This window comes from Janthinobacterium aestuarii (assembly GCF_051380835.1).
Lineage (GTDB): Bacteria > Pseudomonadota > Gammaproteobacteria > Burkholderiales > Burkholderiaceae_D > Janthinobacterium > Janthinobacterium aestuarii.
On record NZ_JBNYXU010000001.1, the window covers coordinates 360,871 to 379,801 of the forward strand.

Here is an 18,931-nt window from a genome sequence, read left to right on the forward strand (position 1 = left end):
CCGACACTGCGGCGGCGGCATCACGTCGGATTACGCTTGCGCTAATCCGACCTACTGGCCGCGCAGGAATAACTTGTCGAGCGCATTGATCTCGACCTGCACCCACGTCGGCCGGCCATGGTTGCACTGGTCGGCGCGTTCCGTGCTCTCCATTTGGCGCAGCAGGGCGTTCATTTCCTGCACCGACAAGATCCGGTTCGCGCGCACGGCCGTGTGGCAGGCCAGGGTGCCCAGCAATTCGTTCTGGCGCTCGATCAGCACGCGCGAGCCGCCGTATTCGCGCACGTCGCGCAGCACGTCGCGCGCCAGGGTTTGCGCATCCGCGTTTTTGAGCAGGGTCGGCACGCTGCGCACGGCCAGGGTGGTGGGCGACAGGGCGGCGATATCGAAGCCCAGTGCTTTTAATGTGTCCTGGTTTTCATTCGCCGTCGACACTTCGATGGCGTCCGCATAGAACGTCACGGGGATCAGCAAGGATTGCACCTGCATGTCCTGGCCCGACACTTGCGCCTGCAGCGCGTTTTTCAGCTGTTCGTACAGGATGCGCTCGTGCGCCGCGTGCATGTCGACCAGCACCAGGCCCTTGGTGTTCTGCGCCAGGATGTAGATGCCATGCAGCTGGGCCAGGGCAAAGCCCAGCGGATACTCTTCGCGCGCCATCGCTTCGGGGGAGGCGATGTACGGTTCCACTTGCGTGATCGGCGAGTTGGCGGCACCTGCGCCGCCGCCGAACAGGGCGCCATAGGCCGCCGTGTCCTGGGCCACGCCTGGCGCGTCGGCAAAAAAGGGAAGGTTCGCGCCGGGCGAGGCGGGCGCAAAGGTATTCGTGAATTGCGCGCCGAACGAGGTCTGCGTCTGCTCGCGGCGCCAGATGCCGGGGCCACCCAAACCCGCGCTGGCGGTATCGCCGCTCAGGGTGGAAGCGGCCGGCAACGGCGCCGGTACGCTGCCGAAGGCCGTGGCCGACGTCTGCGCCAGCGCGCGCTGCACGGCGTGGAAGACGAACTGGTGCACGGAACGGCTGTCGCGGAAGCGCACTTCGATCTTCGACGGGTGCACGTTGACGTCGACCAGGGCCGGGTCGAGGTCGAGCGCCAGCACGTACGATGGAAAACGGTCGCCGTGCAGCACGTCCTGGTAGGCCATGCGCACGGCGTGCACCAGCAGCTTGTCGCGCACGAAGCGCCCGTTCACATAAAAGAACTGGCCATCGGCGCGCGCCTTCGATGCCGTCGGCAAGCCGGCAAAACCGTGTATGCGCAGGCTGCCGGCCGATTCGTCCAGCGCCAGGCGCGCTTCGGCGAAGTCGTTGCCGAGGATGTGGGCGCTGCGTTTGGCCAGTTCGCTGATATTCCACTGGTCGATGGTGCGGCCGTTGTGCGACAGCGAGAACGATACGTCCGGCCGCGCCAGCGCGATGCGGCGCACGACTTCGGCGCAGTGGCCGTATTCCGTCTGCTCCGATTTGAGGAATTTGCGCCGCGCAGGCGTGTTGAAATACAGGTCTTGCACGTCGACCGTGGTGCCGTGCGCGCCCGACGATGGCGAGACGCTGCCATTGTGCGAGCCGACGATTTCCCACGCATGGGCCGCATCCATCGTGCGCGACGTCACGGTGACGGCGGCCACCGAGGCGATGGAGGCCAGCGCCTCGCCGCGAAAGCCCAGGGTGCCCACGTTTTCCAGGTCGTGCAGGGAAGCGATTTTTGACGTGGCGTGGCGCGCCAGGGCCAGCGGCAGCTGATCCTTGTCGATGCCGCGGCCGTTGTCGGTAATGGCGATGCGTTTCACGCCCCCTTCTTCCAGCCGCACCGTGATCTGCGTGGCGCCCGAGTCGAGCGCGTTTTCCAGCAGTTCCTTGACGACGGCCGATGGCCGCTCGACCACCTCGCCGGCGGCGATTTGCGAAATCAACTGGTCAGGCAGGGCCTGGATCGGGCGGTGGGGCGTAATGGGAGCGTTCATGCCCTGATTATAACGGGTTGCGAATTGCCGGGCACCCGCTACTTACCCACCTCCCGCACCGGTATCGGCGCATTGCACACGTCGACGTGGCCGGCCGTGACCTTGCTCCACGGGCCGCCGCGGTGGCGCTGGGCTTCCAGTACGGCCTGGTAGGCGGCGCTGTCGGTGCGCATCACTTCCAGCTTGCTGCGCTGCTCGGGTGGCACGCTGGCGGCCAGGCGGATGGCCTTGATCGGCACGTTTTTCTCGGGGCTGTCATAAAAACCCATGGGACCCGTGCCTCGTGGCAGCGTGGACAGCAATGGCATGCCGGAGACAACCCTGCCGACGACGGTGATGTCGCGGTCCAGGTGGCGCGGCGACTGGCCGATGACGGCGTACAGCTCCGTGCCGCCGCCGCTGTCGCTGGCGCTGTCGCGGCCCACGCCCACGGTGGCATAGCAATGCGTGAGCCAGGCCGTGCCGGTTTTCGGATCGCGCGCCGATGGGAAACCGTTCGAATGGCCCACTTGCGGCGCATAGCCGTCGATGTCCGGCAGGCGCGTGAAGCTCTTGATGGTTTTCAGGGGCACGGTGAATTCGCCGGGCAGGGTGCGCTGCGCATGTTGGATCGGCTTGGGATTCTTCTCGTTCGGATCGCCCCACTGCGCCACCCAGTTGTCCTGCGCGCGCGTGATGGCCAGGCCGTCGTAATACTGTTCCGCCACCAGGGCCTTGATGTTGGCCACGTGCTTGGGCGCGAAGTCGGGCGCCAGTTCGATCACCACGCGGCCGGCGGGAATGTCGAGGTACAGGGTGTTGTCCGGGTCCAGTGGACGCCAGTCGGATGGCTTCGAGGCTTTGATCACGTCGGCCAAGGTCGCCTTGGCGGGCAGTTCGGCGGGCGTCTTGATCTGGACGGGCGCGGCCTGGGCGGCCAGCTGTGCAAGGCCCAGTACGGTGGCCATGGTCAGGCCGCTCAGTGGGTGTCGATACATGTTTTCTCCTGGTCGGCGCGGGTTGCGCCGTGCAGAAAGTGTATACCGGAATGGCAATATTTCGTCGTAAAAACATTGCATACCGTAATCCTGAGAGTTGCCTGCCGATATGGCGTTTCCTTAACCTTTACTTAAATTGCCACATGCGCAAGGGCGACGCATAATTAATCCAGAAATATCGGCCCGGGGACTGCCGTTGCGCGGGCCGGGTGGTGTATGATTCCGCCGCTACCTTTAGGGAAAAATATATGGATTTTGTGCAATTCCTCGACATGATCGTGCATGTCGACAAGACGTTGGGTATCTTGATCGAGCAGTACGGCACCCTCGTGTATGCGGTGCTGTTCGCCATTATTTTTTGCGAGACAGGCCTTGTGGTGCTGTTTTTCTTCCCTGGAGATACCTTGTTGTTTATCGCCGGCGCGTTTTGCGCGACGGGACAGATGCACCTGGGCTTGCTGATCTTCCTGCTCGTCACGGCGGCCATCACGGGCAATACGCTCAATTACTGGATAGGCGAGGCCATCGGGCAGAGGGTGTTTACCCACGATTACCGCTGGATCAACAAGGATGCCATGCGTCGCACGCATGAATTCTTTGAAAAGCACGGTGGCAAGACCATCATCCTGGCCCGTTTCGTGCCGGTGGTGCGTACCTTCGCGCCGTTCGTGGCCGGCATTTCCGACATGACGCATGCGCGCTTCCAGATGTACAACATCACGGGCGCCCTGTTGTGGGTGGTCGGTCTGGTCACGGCGGGTTACTTCTTCGGCAATATCCCGTGGATCCGCGACCACCTGACCTTGATCGTGCTGATCGGTGTCGGCGCCGCCGTCGTGCCGGTGGTATTGGGCGGCATGTGGAAACTCTACAAGCGCATGATCGGCAAGTCGGCGTAATTGCTGCAAAGATCCAGGGCAAGCATGCTGCGGCGCCGTCCGCAGCTGGCCCTGGATCCCGTTTTCTCTTCGGTACTTCTGTTTTGCTCCTGCCCTGATTCAAGTTTTGTTGCTTTACAGCCGTAAACCAGAAGGTATTCTCACTTTCTGGATTTCCATGCGACATTTGAGCGCCCTGTTAGCTTGCAGCCTTGCCGTGATGACGGCCATGGCAAGCGCCAAAGATGCCCCCGCCCCGGCGAGCGCCACCGCATCCGCGCCCATGTCGGCGTCGGCGCGCGCGGCCGCCATGAAAACCCTGACCGAATCGGTAAAGGGCAAGGAGGCCAAGGCGCCTGTCGTCGTCGCGCCCACGGCGCGCGAGAAGGAGGAAGCGGCCGAAGTCGACCTGTCCGAACGCATCGCCGCGCGCCTGGCGGAAATGCGCGCCACCCAGGCTGCACGCGCCGCCGCCCGCGCCAAGCGCGCCGCCGTGGTGAAGGCCGCGCCGCCACCGCCGCCGCCCGTGGCGCGCGGCACGCACTGGTCGTACGAAGGCGACAGCGGCCCGGCCAACTGGAGCAAGATCAATGTTGACTGGGGCAAGTGCGGCAATGGCAGCCGCCAGTCGCCGATCGATATCCGCGACGGCATGAAGGTGGAGCTCGAACAGATCAGTTTTGACTACCACCCGTCCTCATTCAATGTGGTCGACAATGGCCACACGGTGCAGGTGGGTGTGAGCGGCGGCAATTACATCACGGTGCAGAACCGCATGTTCGAGCTGCAGCAATTCCATTTCCACCGCCCGTCCGAAGAGCGTATCAATGGCAAGGCCTTCGAGATGGTGGTGCACCTCGTGCACCGCGACGCGGAAGGCCGGCAAGCCGTGCTGGCGCTGCTGCTCGAACGCGGTGCGCCGCAAGCGACCATCCAGACCGTGTGGAACAACCTGCCGCTGGAAAAATTCGAAACCATGCAGCCGACCATCCTGCTCGACCCGGCCGAGATGCTGCCGGCGCGGCGCGACTACTACACGTATATGGGGTCGATGACGGAGCCGCCTTGCAGCGAAGGCGTGCTGTGGATGGTGATGAAGCAGCCGGTGCAGGCGTCGCCGGCGCAGATGGCGCTGTTCAGCCGCCTGTATCCCCTGAATGCGCGCCCGATTCAGCCGACGAATGGCCGCATCATCAAGGAATCGAATTAAATAAATTCAAGGCGCTGGCGCCCGGTCCATTCGGCGCCGGCGGCCAGCGTATCGGGCTGGATCAGGGCCGGTTCGATGCAGATGAAGCGCGGCTGCTCGTCGCCGGCCAGGTCGGGCAGGGCGGCCGCGTCTTGCGCGCCCGGGTTCCACACGACGGCGTCCGTAAAGCCCTGCTGCTCCAGGCGCAGGGTGTGACGGCCAGATTGCAGGGTCAAGGCGCCCGGCAGCTGGTAGTAGATGCGGTCGAGCTTGTCCGAAAATTGCAGTACCTCTTCCGCCTGCAGGGCATCCTGCGGCGTCTCGTCCGAATAGCGCACGCGCTGCAAGCCTTTGATGCGCGCTTCGCTCAAATCATCAATCGAAAAATACGTATGCAGGGCGGCCGAAAACGGAAACGCCTGCTCGCCCGTGTTGTGCACGGACAGGTGCAGTTCCAGCGCCTGCGCCTTGACGGCCACGCGCAGGCGCAAGGTGAAAGCCCAGGCCCAACTGGCGGCGATCGCTTGTGGCAAGTTGGCCTGGGTCAGGACAAACTGCGCCCATGCGGCGCCATCGCTGTCGCCGCTCAATTCCAGCTGCCACGTCGCCACGCGCGCAAAGCCGTGGCGCATGCCCGTACCGCGCGCGCCGAACTGCGGGAAGATCACGGGTACGCCACCGCGGATGGCGCGGCTGCCGTCGAGGCTCGATGCGCTGCTGCAGAACAGGCGCTCCTGGCCATCGCTGGTCTGCCACGAGACCAAGTGGCCGCCGTACAGGGTGACGGTCGCCTGCGCGCCATCGGCCGCACGGATGGTCACGGCCGGCAGCTCGCCAAAGATACTCTCGCTCATGCTAGGCTTTCATGTCAGGTCAGGCGGCTTTTCGCCAGCGGCGGATTCTTCGCAAAGTAATTTTTGATGCCCGTGACGATGGCGTCGGCCATCTGGTCCTGGTAGCCGTTGTCGGTCAGCTTGGCTTCCTCTTCCGGATTCGAAATAAAAGCCGTCTCGATCAGGATGGAAGGGATGTCCGGCGCTTTGAGCACGGCGAAGCCGGCCTGCTCGACGGAGCCCTTGTGCAGGCGGTTGATGCCGCCGATTTCGCGCAGCACGGCCTTGCCCAGCTTCATGCTGTCATTGATCTGCGCCGTCGTCGACAGGTCGAGCAGCACGCTGGCCAGTTGCTTGTCGTGGTTCTTCACGTTCACGCCGCCGATCAGATCGGCCTGGTTTTCCTTGTTGGCCAGCCAGCGCGCGGCCGTCGAGGTGGCGCCCTTTTCGGACAGCACGAACACGGACGAACCGCGCGCCGTCGGCTGGATGAAGGCGTCGGCGTGGATCGAGACGAACAGGTCTGCCTGCACCTTGCGCGCTTTTTCCACGCGCATGCCCAGCGGGACGAAGAAGTCGGCGTCGCGCGTGAGCATGACGCGCATGTTAGGCTGCAGTTCCAGCTTGGTCTTGAGGCGCTTGGCGATGGCCAGTACCACGTCCTTTTCGCGGCTGCCCCGGCTGCCCATGGCGCCCGGGTCTTCGCCGCCGTGGCCGGGATCGAGGGCGATGGTAATCATGCGCACCACTTTCTGGCCAGGCAGGGGGCGCGCTTCGGGGCGCTGTTCCGGACGTACGTCGGCTACGGGCGGCACGATCGGCGTTGCCGGCGTTGCGGTGGCCACGGGCGGCTTGCCGCTCTCGGGCAGGGGCAGCGCGGGCGGCGGCGTATGCGTATCGGCCATCGGTGGCTTGGCCGGGTCGCTCGACCAGTCTCCTTTTTCGATCATCTGCGCGATCAGGTCCGGTTCGCGCACGGGATACAGGTCGAAGATCAGGCGGTGGTTATAGGAGCCGGCCGGCGGCAGGGTAAACAGCTGCGGCGTGACTTCCTCTTTCAGGTCGAAGACCAGGCGCACGACGTTGGGCCGGTTCTGGCCCACGCGCACCTGCTTGATGTACGGGTCGTTCGACTGGATCTTCGCCACCAGGCCCTTCAGGGTGGGATTGAGTTCCAGGCCTTCGATGTCGACCACCAGCCGTTCCGGGTCCTTGACGATGAAGTGGGTCGCCTTGAGGATGCTGTCGTTTTCCAGGGTGACGCGCGTGTAGTCCTCGGCCGGCCAGACGCGCACGGCGAGAATTTGCGCCGCCATCGCCGACATGGGCGCGAACACGGACAACAGCAGGGTGCCGCCGGCCTTGAGGACCGTGCGCCGGGTGATGGGCGAGGAGATCAAAGGTTCGGGGCGAATTTGAGACGGTGAAGGCATGACAGACCCAATTCAGAAGACGCTTGCAATTCTACATCACGTCCTGTACCCGCAACGTTCAAATAAATATTCAGGTCGGCCGGCGGCAGCACCGGTTCGGCTTTCTCCGGCCACTCGACGATGCAGATATTGCGGCCGTCGAAGTCTTCGCGAAAGCCCGCATCGAGGAATTCCTCGGCGCTGCCCATGCGGTACAGGTCGAAGTGGATGACGTTGACGCTCTGGCCGTCGAGCTGCACCGTGTACGGTTCGGACAAGGTATAGGTGGGGCTTTTCACGTGGCCCGCATGGCCGGCCGCGTGCAGCAGGGCGCGCGTGAGGGCCGTCTTGCCGGCACCGAGGTCGCCGTGCAGGTAGATCGCCAGGCCCGGCGCCAGCGCGCGCGCCAGCGCGGCGCCCAGCGCGGCGGTGCCGGCTTCGTCGTGGAGGTGGGCTTTGAAGTGTTCGGTCATTATCTTCGGTATCGCATAAAATGGAGGCTGCCGTCATTGTAACCGCCCGCGCGCCTGCCGTTTTCCGTAAAGTCCCCTATGTCCGCCACCGTCACCGATCTCGCCGTCCTGGCGCGCACCATCAAAGAATGGGGGCGCGAGCTGGGTTTTGCCGAGGTGCGCATCGCCGACGTCGACCTGTCGCACATGGAAGCGCCGCTGCAAGCCTGGCTCGATGCAGGGTATCACGGCGAAATGGATTACATGGCCAGCCACGGCATGAAGCGTGCGCGCCCGGCCGAACTGGTGCCTGGCACGGTGCGCGCCATCAGTGCGCGCATGAATTATCTGCCGCCGGCGCTGGGGACGGACTGGCGCGAACGCGAGGCGGCGCGCGACGCCGACCCTGCCGCGGCCGTGATTTCCGTGTATGCGCGCGGCCGCGATTACCATAAGGTGATGCGTTCGCGCCTGCAGCAGCTGGCCGAGCGCATCAAGGGCGAGATCGGCGACTTCGGCTACCGCGTCTTCAGCGATTCGGCGCCCGTGATGGAAGTCGAGCTGGCGCAAAAAGGGGGATTGGGCTGGCGCGGCAAGCACACCTTGCTGATCAACCGCCAGGGCGGCTCCTTCTTCTTCCTTGGCGAGATCCTGATCGACGTGCCGCTGCCCGTCGACCCGCCGGAAACGCCGCGCTGCGGCCAGTGCTCGGCATGCATCACGGTGTGCCCGACGCAAGCGATCCTGGGACCGTACCAGCTCGATGCGCGCCGCTGCATCTCTTACCTGACGATCGAATTGAAGGGCGCCATTCCCGTCGAAATGCGCCCCTTGATCGGCAACAAGGTGTATGGCTGCGACGATTGCCAGACCGTCTGCCCGTGGAACAAGTTCGCCCAGCGCGCCGTCGTGCCCGACTTCGACGAGCGCCACAGCCTGGGCAGCGCCGGCATGGTGGAGCTGTTTGCCTGGACGGAAGAGGAATTCAACCGCCGCATGGAAGGCAGCGCGATTCGCCGCATCGGCCACGAACGCTGGCTGCGCAACCTGGCCGTCGGCATGGGCAATGCGGCCGCCAAGGCCAAAGGCCAGGCCGATATCGTCGCGGCCCTGCTGTCGCGCCGCGAGCACCCGTCGGCCATCGTGCGCGAACATGTCGAATGGGCGCTGGCCTTGCACGGCATCGCCTAGACCGTCCTTAAACCTGCTTCAGGCGCAGCGCCGACCACTGACTATCGATGGCGACCATCGCCACGCTGTCGAGCCCTGATTCCCGCGCATACAAGCGAATATCGTCGCGGTGGATGTCGCTGCCCGCCTTCACGCCGCCCTTGCGGTACGCCACCCAGAGGGCGCCGCCCGGCGCCAGGCGCGCCTGCGCCACTGGCAGGAACTGTTCCAGTTCCGCGCGGCTGCGCGCGAACAGCAGGATCCAATCGGCATTTTCACCTTCCCGTACCACCCGCTCGGCCGGCAACTGCGCCAGCAATGCCCCATGTTCGCCGTCGTCATTGAGCATGGCCAGGGCCGTGGCATTTTTTACGTACATTTTGTCAAGGGCGGTTTTGTCGGGCATGGCAGGGGCTAGTCGATTGGAAAAGACGAGCATAACAAATTTCTCCTTGACTTATCGATATATCGTTATAAAATGGCGATACCTACTAACGATATATCTTTAGAGAGAAAACATGAGAAACTCACACCACGCAGAATACGGCCACGGCGGCCATCATCATCACGGCCATTGCGGCCAGCATCACCACCACCATGGTGAACATCGCCACGAATACTACATGCATGGCCGCGGCCCGCGCGGCTTCGACGAGCGCGGTGATGGCATGGGCGGTATGGGCGGTGGTCCTGGCGGGCGCGGTGGACGCGGCGAGCGGGCCGAGCGCGTCTTCGGCCGCGGCGACCTGCCGCTGATCGTGCTGGCGCTGATCGAAATCAGCCCGCGCCACGGCTATGAAATCATCAAGGCCATCGAAGAGCGTTGCGGCGGCGCGTACGCCCCCAGCCCGGGCGCCGTCTATCCCACCTTGACCCTGCTGGAAGAGCAGGACCACGTGACGTCGTCCGAAAGCGCCAGCGGCAAGAAGCTCTACACGATCACGGATCTGGGCCGCGCGTATCTGGACGAGAACCGCGCCCAGGTCGACGGCATCCTGGCCCGCCTCGACATGTTTGCCCGCGTCCAGGCGCGCAAGGCCTTGCCCGAGCGCGTGCATCAGGCCATGCATACTCTCAAGCATGCGCTGCTGCTGAACAAGACCAACTGGAGCGAGGCGGAAGCCGAGCGCGTCTCCGCCGTGCTGGAACAGGCGGCGAACGCCATCGTCGACGGCCACTGAGCCCACTTTACAAGGATACCCGATGACTACTGCATCACCTACAGCGCCACGCCCGCACGCCATCGAGCGCGTGCGGCATGACTTGACACTGCGCGTGCTCACCGTCGTGCGCACCGAGCAGATCACGCCGCACATGCGCCGCATCACCCTGGCGGGCGGCGACCTCGATGGCTTTGTCTCGCCGGCGCACGACGATCACGTGAAACTGTTCTTCCCCGCACCCGGCGAGACCACGCCCGTGTTCCCCGTGCTGGGCAATGGGCCGAATCCCATCCAGTACGCGGAAGGCGCGCGCCCCATCGCCCGCAATTACACGCCGCGCCGCTACGACGCCGCGCGGCGCGAGCTGGAAATCGACTTCGTGCTGCATGGCGACGGCCCTGCGGCCAGCTGGGCGGCGCAAGCACAGCCGGGCCAGACCCTGGGCGTGGGCGGCCCGCGCGGCTCGATGCTGGTGCCGCTCGACTTCGATTGGTATGTGCTGGTGGGCGACCAGACGGCCTTGCCGGCCATCGCCCGCCGCCTGGAGCAGCTGCCGGCCACGGCGCGGGCCATTGCCGTGATCGAGATCGTCGAAGACGGCGAGCAGATCGCCCTCGATTGCGCGGCGCAGCTGGACGTGCGCTGGGTCGCACGCAACGGCCGCAAGGGGCCGCTGCTGCTGGAAGCGCTGCGTGAGGTCACGCTGCCTTCAGAAGGCGACGGCTACGTGTGGGTGGCGTGCGAGCATGCGCAGGTGCAGGGCTTGCGCGGGCACTTCATTGACGCCGGGGTCCCGAAGCAGTATCTGCACGTGGCCAGTTACTGGAAGCATGGGGCGGCCGAGCATCATGAACATCATGATGAGTGATAGGGGTGGTGTCGGCTTACGCGCTGCGCGCTAAGCCGACCTACGCCGGCCTACATTGGAATGTAGGTTGGATTAGCGGCGCGCCAGCGCCGCGTAATCCAACATCAGCGTCATTACTTCAACAATCCCGCCAGCTCCACCGCCGTCTTGACCTGCATCTTGTCGAAGATATGCGCGCGGTGGACTTCCACGGTGCGCATGCTGATGCCCAGCTTGTCGGCCACCACCTTGTTCATCTTGCCCGCCAAAATCAGGTCCAGCACTTCGCGTTCGCGCGTCGACAGGGTGGCCAGGCGCGCGTGCACGGCGGCCAGTTCGCCCGCCTGGCGCGAGTTGGCCAGGCCTTGCTGCACGCGGTCCATCAGGTCGTTGTCGTTGAACGGCTTTTCAAAGAAATCGAAAGCGCCCCGTTTCAGGCTGTCGACGGCCATCGGTACGTCGCCGTGGCCGGTGAGGAAAATCACGGGCAGGCGCGCCGTCAGGTCGCGCTTGACCAGCTGGTCGAACATGGCGATGCCGTTCATGTCGGGCATGCGCACGTCGAGCAGCACGCAGTCGCCGGCGGCGTCGAAGCCGCCATCGAGGCTATCGAGAAATTGCTGGGCGCTGGCGTAGCTGCGCGCCTCGATGCTGCGCGAGGCGGCCAGCCAGGACAGGGAGTCGCGTACGACCTCTTCGTCGTCGATGATGTGTAGCATGGGGTCTCCGGCTTGTCGTTATGCGTTATTAGTTATTCGTTAGTGCGGCGCGCTTGGCGCGGCCGGCACGCTGAAGGTAAAGATCGTGCCGCCAGCGGGGTTGGCGCCGAAGGTCAGCGCGCCGCCGTGAAATTCGATGGCGGTGCGGCAGATGTTCAGGCCCATGCCCATGCCTTCGGACTTGGTCGAGAAAAACGGCGAAAACAGCCGCTCGGCCACGTCCTGCGCAATGCCATGGCCATGGTCGATCACGTCCACCGTCACCATGCCCTGCTGCGCGTCGTGGCTGGCCCGCAGGCGCATGATACGCCGTCCTGGCGCCGCATCCTGCATGGCCTCGATGGCGTTGCGCGTCAGGTTCAGCAACACTTGTTCGATCATCACGGGATCGGCGCGCAGCAGCGGCAGGTCCGGCGGCAGCTCTTCCTGGATGGTGACATAGTATTTGCGCGCCTGCAGGTCGATCAGCGCGCGGATGCCGTCGATCAGGGTGCGGATGGCGATATCCTGGCGCTGCGGCTCGCTCTTGCGCACGAAATCGTGCACGCTGCGGATGATCTGGCCGGCCCGCTGCGCCTGCGCGCTGGCCTGTTCCAGCGCCGGTTTCAATGTATTCGGCTCGACGGGCGCGCCGCTGTCGATGGCGCGGCGGATCAAATTCAGGGCGCCCGTCGTGTAGCTGGAAATGGCCGCCAGCGGCTGGTTCAATTCGTGCGCCAGCATCGACGCCAGCTCGCCCATGGTGGCCAGGCGCGAACTCGTTTGCAGCTTTTCCTGCTGCTGGCGATTGAGTTCCTCGACCCGCTTGCGATCCGAGATGTCGAGCACGGACCCCATCCAGCCCGTCTGCTGGCCATTCTTGTCCACCAGCGGCGCCTCGAAGATCAGCACGGGCACGCGCGTGCCGTCCGGACGCTGGAAATAGGTTTCGAACTGCGGCGTGGGGTTGCCGGCCAGGGCCTTGACGAAGCGCTGCTGGTATTCCTCCAGCGCTTCGGGAACCCAGTACGGCATGGGCGGCAAACGTCCGAGGATTTCCTCGGGCGGATAGCCGACGATCTGGCAAAACGCGGGATTCACGTAGGTGACCCTGCCTTCCAGGTCGCGCGCGCGCATGCCCGTCACCAGCGAGTTTTCCATCGCCGTGCGAAACAGCATCTGCTGGCGCAGCGCGCCTTCGGCCATCAGGCGGCGCGAAATATGGCGCCACAGGGCCAGCAAGCTCCACAGCAAACCCAGCGACAGGGCGATGACGGAGCCGACCAGCAGATTGGGCAGCAGCTTGGGCTGGCTTTTCACGCTGTCGGTAAACAGGGTGATGCTGGCGCCGGGCACGTCGAGCGCGCGCTTGTGCGTGTACACGCCGTGGCCAGGGCCGGCGGCGGCGCGCCGCGCCAGCACCTTGTCGTCGCGGTCGATCAGCGAAATCTGGTTATCCTGGGCGAACCACCACGGCACCATTTCATCGAGCAGGCTGCTGATCTGGTAGGTGGCGACCAGGCTGCCGACATAGCGCTGGCCATCGAACAGGGGCTGCTGGTAATCCATCAGCATGGCGCCCGGCGGCGCGTCGGGAAAGCCCGTCTGCTGCGAAGGCTGGGCGTACTGGCCCCGGTGCAAACGGCGCGCATTGTCGGCCGCCGTCAGCGAGGCCGGCGAAAACGACAGCGCGTGCGGCAGGCTGTTGTCGCTGGTGGCCAGCACCTTGCCGCTGGTGTCGAGCCACAGCACGCGCTGCAATTCGCGGCCATTGCGCAACATCTGCTGCAGCCGTTCGTGCACTTTTTCCGCCGACAGCGAGCCGCTGGCGATGTCCACGCCAAGATTGAACAGGCTTTCCTCGTTGCGCGCCAGCTGGAAGCGGATGGTCTGCTCCACCCACAGGGTGTCGGCGATCAGCTGCTCCTGGCGTTCGTTGCTTTCCATCTGGCGCGCCTGCCAGGGCAGCCAGAACAGGATGGACAGGAACAGCAGCAGCAGGATGACGGGCAGCAGCCAGCGCATCGGGCTCGATAGCTTGAAGCGGCGCGCAAGGGTGGGGGGAGTTGGCATGGCTGGCAGGGTAGCGGCTTATCGGGAACCGGCTATTGTGGTTAACCACAATAGCCGAAGCAGTTTCTTTGGCACAATATTCAAATAGACAAATAATAAAGTTTTTTAAAAAACCACTCGGGAGACAAAAATGCAGATGAAAACCATGTTCGTCGCGCTGTGCGCGGCCATTGGCGCCACCGCCGGCGTCCACGCTTACGCGCAAGCCCCCATCGTCATCAAATTCAGCCACGTCGTGGCGACCGACACGCCGAAAGGCCAGGCCGCCGAGCGCTTCAAGCAGCTGGCCGAGAAAGCCACGAATGGCAAGGTCAAGGTCGAACTGTACCCGAACAGCCAGCTGTACAAGGACAAGGAAGAACTCGAAGCGCTGCAGCTGGGCGCCGTGCAGATGCTGGCGCCGTCGCTGGCCAAGTTCGGCCCGCTGGGCGTGAAGGAATTCGAAGCGTTCGACCTGCCCTACATCTTCCCCACCAAGACGGCGCTGTACAACGTCACCGAAGGCGAAATCGGCAAGAGCCTGCTGAAAAAACTGGAACCCAAGGGTATCACGGGCCTGGCCTACTGGGACAACGGCTTCAAGGTGATGTCGGCCAACAAGCCGCTGCACACGCCGGCCGATTTCAAGGGCCTGAAAATGCGCATCCAGTCGTCGAAGGTACTCGACGCGCAGATGCGCGCGCTGGGCGCCAATCCGCAAGTGCTGGCCTTCTCGGAAGTGTATCAGGCGCTGCAGACGGGCGTGGTCGACGGCACGGAAAATCCGCCATCGAATATGTACACGCAAAAGATGCATGAAGTGCAAAAGCACGTGACCGTGTCGAACCACGGCTACCTGGGCTATGCCGTCATCGTCAACAAGAAATTCTGGGATGGCTTGCCGCCCGATATCCGCGGCCAGCTGGAAAAAGCCATGCGCGAGGCGACGACGTTTGAAAAAGCCATCGCCCAGCGCGACAACGACCAGGCCCTTGACGCCATCAAGAAAGCGGGCAAGACGCAGATCTATACCCTGACGGTGCAGGAGCAGGCCGAGTGGCGCAAGGCGCTGGCGCCCGTGCAGAAGGCCATGGAAGGGCGCATCGGCAAGGATCTGATCTCGGCCATCAACAAGGAAAGCGCGAAGTAATCGCGCTGGCCGCGCCACCCGGCGCGGCTGTCAGGGGCATCCCTGTCTTTCTGTAGCAACGGCACCTGCGCGTCCTGCGCGGGTGCCAGCGTACCCGCATTCTTTGAAAGTCCACCATGAAATTTCTGGATCACCTGGAAGAGTGGCTGATCGCGACCCTGATGGGCGCAGCCACCTTCATCATCTTCGTCGCGGTCGTGCACCGCTACCTGGCGGGCCTGCCGATACCGGGCCTGCAAGACTTCCTGATTCAAATCAATACCAGCTGGGCCCAGGAATTGTGTATCTACATGTTCGTCTGGATGGCCAAGTTCGGCGCCGCATATGGCGTGCGCACGGGCATCCACGTGGGCGTCGATGTGCTGATCAACCGCATGAACCCGCGCTGGCGCGACCGTTTCATCGTCTTCGGCCTGGCTGCCGGCGCCCTGTTTACGGGCATCGTTGGCACTTTGGGCGCCAGCTTCGTGTGGTCGATCGGCCACACGGACCAGACCTCGGCCGACATGGAAGTGCCGATGTGGCTGGTCTACCTGGCCGTGCCGCTCGGTTCCTACCTGATGTGCTTCCGCTTCCTGCAAGTGATGGTGCATTTCATCAAGACGGGCGCCTTGCCGAAACACGACCACTCGCATGTCGAGGGGCTGGAAGACGAACTGACGGCTGAAGAAAAAGGAGGCAAGGCATGAACGCACTGATCATTTTTGTGTTGCTGCTGGCGCTGATGCTGACCGGCATGCCGATTTCCATTTCGCTGGGCCTGACGGTACTGACGTTCCTGTTTACCATGACCAGCGTGCCCATCGAATCGGTGGCCCTGAAGATTTTCACGGGCATCGAGAAATTCGAGATCATGGCCATCCCATTCTTTATTTTGGCCGGCAACTTCCTCACGCATGGCGGGGTGGCGCGGCGCATGATCAACTTCGCCAGCTCCATGGTCGGCCACTGGCATGGCGGCCTGGCGCTGGCCGGCGTGATGGCGTGCGCGCTGTTTGCCGCCGTGTCCGGCTCCAGCCCCGCCACCGTGGTGGCGATCGGCTCCATCATTCTGCCGGCCATGGTCAAGCAGGGTTATCCGCGCGGTTTCGGCGCCGGCGTCATCACCACTTCGGGCGCGCTGGGCATTTTGATCCCACCATCGATCGTGATGGTGATGTATTCCGTCAGCACGAATACCTCGGTGGGCAAGCTGTTCATGGCGGGCGTGATTCCCGGTATGATGCTGGCCATGCTGCTGGGCCTGACGACGTGGTTTTTGGCGCGCAAGCACAACTATCCGCGCATGAAAAAGGCCAGCTGGGGCGAGCGCTTCGTCACGTTCAAGAAGAGCGCCTGGGGCCTGCTCTTGATCGTCATCGTCATGGGCGGCATCTATTCGGGCGCCTTCACGCCGACGGAAGCGGCCGCCATGGCTGCCGTGTACGCCTTCATCATCGCCGTCTTTGTCTACAAGGACTTGAAGATCAAGCAAGTGGGCAAGGTCTTGCTCGATTCGGCCGCCATGTCGGCGATGCTGCTGTACATCATCACGAATGCCGTGCTGTTCTCGTTCCTGATGACCAGTGAAAACATCCCGCAAGCGATGGCCGAGTGGATCACGGGCAAGGGCCTGGGCGTGATCAGCTTCCTGCTGGTGGTCAACGTGCTGCTGTTGTTGGCTGGTAACGTCATGGAACCGTCGTCCATCGTGCTGATTATGGCGCCTATCCTGTTCCCCGTCGCCATGAAGCTGGGCATCGATCCCGTGCACTTCGGCATCCTGATCGTGGTCAACATGGAGGTCGGCATGTGCCATCCGCCCGTGGGCCTGAACCTGTACGTGGCATCCGGCATCACGAAGATGGGCATTTCGGAGCTGACCGTGGCCGTGATGCCGTGGCTGCTGACGATGCTGGCCTTCCTGGGCCTGATCACCTACGTACCACAAATTTCGCTGTGGCTGCCAAATTTAATTTACAACTAAAACAGTTGTCCCCGTCATGGTGCAAAAAAAGTCGATACGGCCGAATAAATGCGCTATGATGGGCAGCCTCAAGGGGAAACACGTATATGCATATGCGCCCCGGTAGCAAGGCTGAAATACAGAATTGGTAATAAGGTTAGTGGGGGAGTGGTCTATAAAAACGGTATTGATACCGGGGATATATTGAGGAGACACACGTTTCACAGAAGTTGTTGAGTCATAGCTGTCTGCGGCCACAAGCCGGCACCGGCGGACCCAAACGACCGGGAACGTGAAGCAATATTTGAAGCGCACCGACTGGTGCGCTTTTTTTTCGTGCGCAGGAAACGTCCGCCGGCACGCCCAAAGTCGGTGCATAATTCCCGTGGCGCGGTTTCCGGCGCCGGCAGGTTGCATATATGCCACACTTGAATAATGATCAGCAGATGAAAAAACAACAGGGCAGTGAACTGTTCAGCGCCATCGTGGCCGCGCCATTCGGTGCCATGGGCGTGCGCGCGCAGGATGGCCAGGTATGCGAGCTGGTGTATTTGCCGCCGCACTTTGGCGAGAAAGACGCGCAGGATGCCGTCTCCGAGCGGGCATGCCAGCAACTGGCGCGCTATTTCCGCGACCCCGATTATGTCTTCGACCTGCCGCTGGCCGCTTCTGGTAGCGCCTATCAGCAACGGGTGTGGACGGCGATCAGCGGCATTGCGCGCGGCCAGGTGCGCACGTATGGCGACGTGGCGCGCCTGATCGGCTCGGCACCGCGCGCCGTGGGCCAGGCCTGCGGCGCCAACTGGTTTCCCGTGGTGATCCCCTGCCACCGGGTCACGGCCGCTGGCGGCCTGGGCGGCTTTGCCCATCACGACGATGCGACGGGTTTCCACCTGGGTGTCAAGCGCTGGCTGCTGGCGCACGAAGGCGTGGCGGCTTACCTATGATGAACAGCCTGCTGGCGCCCGACAACGCTACCCTGATCGATGAATTCTGCGACAGCCTGTGGCTGGAAGACGGCCTGTCGAAAAACTCGCTGGACGCCTACCGGCGCGACATGCGGCTGTTTGCGCGCTGGCTGGAAGTGGCGCGGCCCGGACGCGAGGGCTTGTACGAGGTCTCCACGGCCGACATCGAGGCGTATTTCGCGGCCCGCCACGACGAGAGCAAGGCGACGTCGTCGAACCGGCGCCTGTCCGTGCTCAAGCGTTTTTACCAGCTGGCCCTGCGGCACAAGCATATCGCCGCCGACCCGTGCCTGAAGATGGTCTCGGCCAAGCAGCCCGCGCGCTTCGTGCATACCCTGAGCGAAGCGCAGGTGGAAGCCTTGCTGGCGGCGCCCGACGTGAGCACGCCGCTGGGCCTGCGCGAACGCACCATGCTCGAACTCATGTATGCGAGCGGCTTGCGCGTGTCGGAACTGGTGGACTTGAAATCCGTGGAACTGAGCCTCAACGATGGCGTGCTGCGCATCACGGGCAAGGGCAGCAAGACGCGGCTGGTGCCGTTCGGCGAACAGGCGCGGCTGTGGATCGAGCGCTACCTGAAGGAAGCGCGCGGCATCATCCTCGACGGGCAAATGGACGACGCGCTGTTCGTCACGCGGCGCGGGGGCGCCATGACGCGGCAAATGTTCTGGGTCATCATCAAGAAACATGCGCTGAGCGCCGGCATCACGGCGCCGCTGTCGCCGCATACCCTGCGCCACGCGTTCGCCACCCATTTGCTCAACCATGGCGCGGACTTGCGTGTTGTGCAATTGTTACTGGGGCACTCCGATATTTCCACCACGCAGATTTACACGCATGTGGCCCGCGAACGGCTGAAACTGCTGCATGCGCAGCATCATCCACGCGGCTAAACATTTGGTGTTTGCTCCAACTACGTCATAATGTGCCTTATATGCTTATCTGTAACATCTAAAAACTAAAGAGGTAGTAAATGGCCAAGACAAATTTCCAATACGAAAAACGGCAAAAAGAGCTGGAAAAGAAGAAGAAAGCCGAGGAAAAAGCCAGGCGCAAGCTGGAAGCGAAGAACAATCCGAAGCCGGCCGATGGCGAAGAGGGTGCCGAGGGTGAAGAGCCTGAAGCGGACGATGCGGACGACGCTACCGACGAGCCCGCCCAGCCCCAGTAATTCCCCGTGCTTGACGACCGGCGCGGCACCATCGCCGCGCCGGTATCTCCTCGTTCCACTT

General features: G+C 63.3%; 19 protein-coding genes. 11 read left to right on the plus strand and 8 right to left on the minus strand.

Going from position 1 to position 18,931, the window contains the following annotated elements; genetic code table 11:
• Positions 1 to 51: 51 nt before the first annotated feature.
• Together mutL and ACQ4WO_RS01660 are read right to left on the minus strand one after the other, a co-directional pair.
• Positions 52 to 1,965: a DNA mismatch repair endonuclease MutL gene (gene mutL, locus ACQ4WO_RS01655; RefSeq protein ID WP_436479959.1), complete on the minus strand. Its 1,914-nt coding sequence runs from the start codon at positions 1,963 to 1,965 to the stop codon at positions 52 to 54.
• Between the two features lie 38 nt (positions 1,966 to 2,003).
• Positions 2,004 to 2,942 (minus strand): peptidylprolyl isomerase, encoded by a 939-nt coding sequence (locus ACQ4WO_RS01660; RefSeq protein WP_436479960.1) that lies wholly within the window; start codon positions 2,940 to 2,942, stop codon positions 2,004 to 2,006.
• A 248-nt stretch (positions 2,943 to 3,190) separates the two neighbouring features.
• Here ACQ4WO_RS01660 and ACQ4WO_RS01665 point away from each other — a divergent pair, with 248 nt between their 5' ends.
• Together ACQ4WO_RS01665 and ACQ4WO_RS01670 are read left to right on the plus strand one after the other, a co-directional pair.
• Entirely contained in the window at positions 3,191 to 3,841 is a 651-nt protein-coding gene (locus ACQ4WO_RS01665; RefSeq protein ID WP_436479961.1) for a VTT domain-containing protein, read from the plus strand.
• 157 nt (positions 3,842 to 3,998) lie between these two features.
• On the plus strand, positions 3,999 to 5,030 hold the full coding sequence (locus ACQ4WO_RS01670) for a carbonic anhydrase (protein ID WP_436479962.1): 1,032 nt from the start codon (positions 3,999 to 4,001) through the stop codon (positions 5,028 to 5,030).
• Here ACQ4WO_RS01670 and ACQ4WO_RS01675 read toward each other — a convergent pair.
• Genes ACQ4WO_RS01675 through tsaE form a run of 3 tightly spaced genes read right to left on the minus strand, consistent with a single transcriptional unit; the run spans position 5,027 to position 7,727 of the window.
• On the minus strand, positions 5,027 to 5,863 hold the full coding sequence (locus ACQ4WO_RS01675; protein WP_436479963.1) for a D-hexose-6-phosphate mutarotase: 837 nt from the start codon (positions 5,861 to 5,863) through the stop codon (positions 5,027 to 5,029). The genes ACQ4WO_RS01670 and ACQ4WO_RS01675 overlap by 4 nt on opposite strands.
• Positions 5,864 to 5,877: 14 nt before the next feature.
• Complete coding sequence (locus ACQ4WO_RS01680) at positions 5,878 to 7,275, minus strand: N-acetylmuramoyl-L-alanine amidase (protein ID WP_436479964.1); 1,398 nt, start codon at positions 7,273 to 7,275, stop codon at positions 5,878 to 5,880.
• A complete protein-coding gene (gene tsaE / locus ACQ4WO_RS01685) occupies positions 7,239 to 7,727 on the minus strand; it encodes a tRNA (adenosine(37)-N6)-threonylcarbamoyltransferase complex ATPase subunit type 1 TsaE (RefSeq protein ID WP_034780043.1) in 489 nt (162 codons plus the stop codon). The genes ACQ4WO_RS01680 and tsaE overlap by 37 nt, the downstream gene beginning before the upstream one ends.
• Before the next feature lie 78 nt (positions 7,728 to 7,805).
• Between tsaE and queG the strand changes: the two genes are divergently transcribed.
• The gene (gene queG / locus ACQ4WO_RS01690; RefSeq protein WP_436479965.1) at positions 7,806 to 8,897 is read left to right on the plus strand and encodes a tRNA epoxyqueuosine(34) reductase QueG; all 1,092 of its coding nucleotides are present in this window, start codon (positions 7,806 to 7,808) and stop codon (positions 8,895 to 8,897) included.
• Between the two features lie 7 nt (positions 8,898 to 8,904).
• Here the strand turns inward: queG and ACQ4WO_RS01695 are convergent, their stop codons facing one another.
• A complete protein-coding gene (locus ACQ4WO_RS01695; protein ID WP_436479966.1) occupies positions 8,905 to 9,255 on the minus strand; it encodes a DUF3052 family protein in 351 nt (116 codons plus the stop codon).
• Between the two features lie 244 nt (positions 9,256 to 9,499).
• Between ACQ4WO_RS01695 and ACQ4WO_RS01700 the strand changes: the two genes are divergently transcribed.
• Both ACQ4WO_RS01700 and ACQ4WO_RS01705 read left to right on the plus strand, forming a co-directional pair.
• Positions 9,500 to 10,057 (plus strand): PadR family transcriptional regulator, encoded by a 558-nt coding sequence (locus ACQ4WO_RS01700; protein WP_436479967.1) that lies wholly within the window; start codon positions 9,500 to 9,502, stop codon positions 10,055 to 10,057.
• A 22-nt stretch (positions 10,058 to 10,079) separates the two neighbouring features.
• The gene (locus ACQ4WO_RS01705) at positions 10,080 to 10,907 is read left to right on the plus strand and encodes a siderophore-interacting protein (RefSeq protein ID WP_436479968.1); all 828 of its coding nucleotides are present in this window, start codon (positions 10,080 to 10,082) and stop codon (positions 10,905 to 10,907) included.
• 113 nt (positions 10,908 to 11,020) lie between these two features.
• Here ACQ4WO_RS01705 and ACQ4WO_RS01710 read toward each other — a convergent pair whose 3' ends face one another.
• Both ACQ4WO_RS01710 and ACQ4WO_RS01715 read right to left on the minus strand, forming a co-directional pair.
• Positions 11,021 to 11,605, minus strand: a complete 585-nt coding sequence (locus ACQ4WO_RS01710; RefSeq protein WP_230539955.1) for a response regulator transcription factor — start codon at positions 11,603 to 11,605, stop codon at positions 11,021 to 11,023.
• Between the two features lie 39 nt (positions 11,606 to 11,644).
• On the minus strand, positions 11,645 to 13,657 hold the full coding sequence (locus ACQ4WO_RS01715; RefSeq protein WP_436479969.1) for a sensor histidine kinase: 2,013 nt from the start codon (positions 13,655 to 13,657) through the stop codon (positions 11,645 to 11,647).
• A 136-nt stretch (positions 13,658 to 13,793) separates the two neighbouring features.
• Between ACQ4WO_RS01715 and ACQ4WO_RS01720 the strand changes: the two genes are divergently transcribed.
• From ACQ4WO_RS01720 to ACQ4WO_RS01745, 6 genes are all read left to right on the plus strand, one after another.
• Positions 13,794 to 14,786 (plus strand): TRAP transporter substrate-binding protein, encoded by a 993-nt coding sequence (locus ACQ4WO_RS01720; protein WP_436480631.1) that lies wholly within the window; start codon positions 13,794 to 13,796, stop codon positions 14,784 to 14,786.
• A gap of 116 nt (positions 14,787 to 14,902) precedes the next feature.
• Positions 14,903 to 15,475 (plus strand): TRAP transporter small permease, encoded by a 573-nt coding sequence (locus tag ACQ4WO_RS01725; RefSeq protein ID WP_436479970.1) that lies wholly within the window; start codon positions 14,903 to 14,905, stop codon positions 15,473 to 15,475.
• Positions 15,472 to 16,752 carry a TRAP transporter large permease gene (locus tag ACQ4WO_RS01730; RefSeq protein ID WP_034746868.1) on the plus strand — a complete coding sequence of 427 codons (1,281 nt, stop codon included), beginning with the start codon at positions 15,472 to 15,474 and terminating at the stop codon, positions 16,750 to 16,752. The genes ACQ4WO_RS01725 and ACQ4WO_RS01730 overlap by 4 nt, the downstream gene beginning before the upstream one ends.
• A gap of 425 nt (positions 16,753 to 17,177) precedes the next feature.
• Positions 17,178 to 17,678 (plus strand): methylated-DNA--[protein]-cysteine S-methyltransferase, encoded by a 501-nt coding sequence (locus ACQ4WO_RS01735; RefSeq protein WP_436479971.1) that lies wholly within the window; start codon positions 17,178 to 17,180, stop codon positions 17,676 to 17,678.
• Positions 17,675 to 18,592, plus strand: coding sequence for a site-specific tyrosine recombinase XerD (xerD, locus tag ACQ4WO_RS01740; protein ID WP_225242529.1), 918 nt, complete (start codon positions 17,675 to 17,677; stop codon positions 18,590 to 18,592). Before ACQ4WO_RS01735 ends, xerD begins: the two co-directional genes overlap by 4 nt.
• 80 nt (positions 18,593 to 18,672) lie before the next feature.
• Complete coding sequence (locus tag ACQ4WO_RS01745; protein ID WP_436479972.1) at positions 18,673 to 18,870, plus strand: hypothetical protein; 198 nt, start codon at positions 18,673 to 18,675, stop codon at positions 18,868 to 18,870.
• Positions 18,871 to 18,931 lie beyond the last annotated feature (61 nt).

What these genes read in the sequence shown, in the direction of transcription:
- ACQ4WO_RS01670 (WP_436479962.1), top strand. Translation starts at nt 3,999, where the DNA reads ATGCGACATTTGAGCGCCCTGTTAGCTTGCAGCCTTGCCGTGATGACG.
- queG (WP_436479965.1), top strand. Translation starts at nt 7,806, where the DNA reads ATGTCCGCCACCGTCACCGATCTCGCCGTCCTGGCGCGCACCATCAAA.
- ACQ4WO_RS01735 (WP_436479971.1), top strand. Translation starts at nt 17,178, where the DNA reads ATGAAAAAACAACAGGGCAGTGAACTGTTCAGCGCCATCGTGGCCGCG.
- ACQ4WO_RS01700 (WP_436479967.1), top strand. Translation starts at nt 9,500, where the DNA reads ATGCATGGCCGCGGCCCGCGCGGCTTCGACGAGCGCGGTGATGGCATG.
- ACQ4WO_RS01675 (WP_436479963.1), bottom strand. Translation starts at nt 5,863, where the DNA reads ATGAGCGAGAGTATCTTTGGCGAGCTGCCGGCCGTGACCATCCGTGCG.
- ACQ4WO_RS01715 (WP_436479969.1), bottom strand. Translation starts at nt 13,657, where the DNA reads ATGCCAACTCCCCCCACCCTTGCGCGCCGCTTCAAGCTATCGAGCCCG.
- tsaE (WP_034780043.1), bottom strand. Translation starts at nt 7,727, where the DNA reads ATGACCGAACACTTCAAAGCCCACCTCCACGACGAAGCCGGCACCGCC.
- xerD (WP_225242529.1), top strand. Translation starts at nt 17,675, where the DNA reads ATGATGAACAGCCTGCTGGCGCCCGACAACGCTACCCTGATCGATGAA.
- ACQ4WO_RS01745 (WP_436479972.1), top strand. Translation starts at nt 18,673, where the DNA reads ATGGCCAAGACAAATTTCCAATACGAAAAACGGCAAAAAGAGCTGGAA.
- ACQ4WO_RS01710 (WP_230539955.1), bottom strand. Translation starts at nt 11,605, where the DNA reads ATGCTACACATCATCGACGACGAAGAGGTCGTACGCGACTCCCTGTCC.
- ACQ4WO_RS01695 (WP_436479966.1), bottom strand. Translation starts at nt 9,255, where the DNA reads ATGTACGTAAAAAATGCCACGGCCCTGGCCATGCTCAATGACGACGGC.
- ACQ4WO_RS01660 (WP_436479960.1), bottom strand. Translation starts at nt 2,942, where the DNA reads ATGTATCGACACCCACTGAGCGGCCTGACCATGGCCACCGTACTGGGC.
- ACQ4WO_RS01680 (WP_436479964.1), bottom strand. Translation starts at nt 7,275, where the DNA reads ATGCCTTCACCGTCTCAAATTCGCCCCGAACCTTTGATCTCCTCGCCC.
- mutL (WP_436479959.1), bottom strand. Translation starts at nt 1,965, where the DNA reads ATGAACGCTCCCATTACGCCCCACCGCCCGATCCAGGCCCTGCCTGAC.
- ACQ4WO_RS01705 (WP_436479968.1), top strand. Translation starts at nt 10,080, where the DNA reads ATGACTACTGCATCACCTACAGCGCCACGCCCGCACGCCATCGAGCGC.
- ACQ4WO_RS01720 (WP_436480631.1), top strand. Translation starts at nt 13,794, where the DNA reads ATGAAAACCATGTTCGTCGCGCTGTGCGCGGCCATTGGCGCCACCGCC.
- ACQ4WO_RS01665 (WP_436479961.1), top strand. Translation starts at nt 3,191, where the DNA reads ATGGATTTTGTGCAATTCCTCGACATGATCGTGCATGTCGACAAGACG.
- ACQ4WO_RS01730 (WP_034746868.1), top strand. Translation starts at nt 15,472, where the DNA reads ATGAACGCACTGATCATTTTTGTGTTGCTGCTGGCGCTGATGCTGACC.
- ACQ4WO_RS01725 (WP_436479970.1), top strand. Translation starts at nt 14,903, where the DNA reads ATGAAATTTCTGGATCACCTGGAAGAGTGGCTGATCGCGACCCTGATG.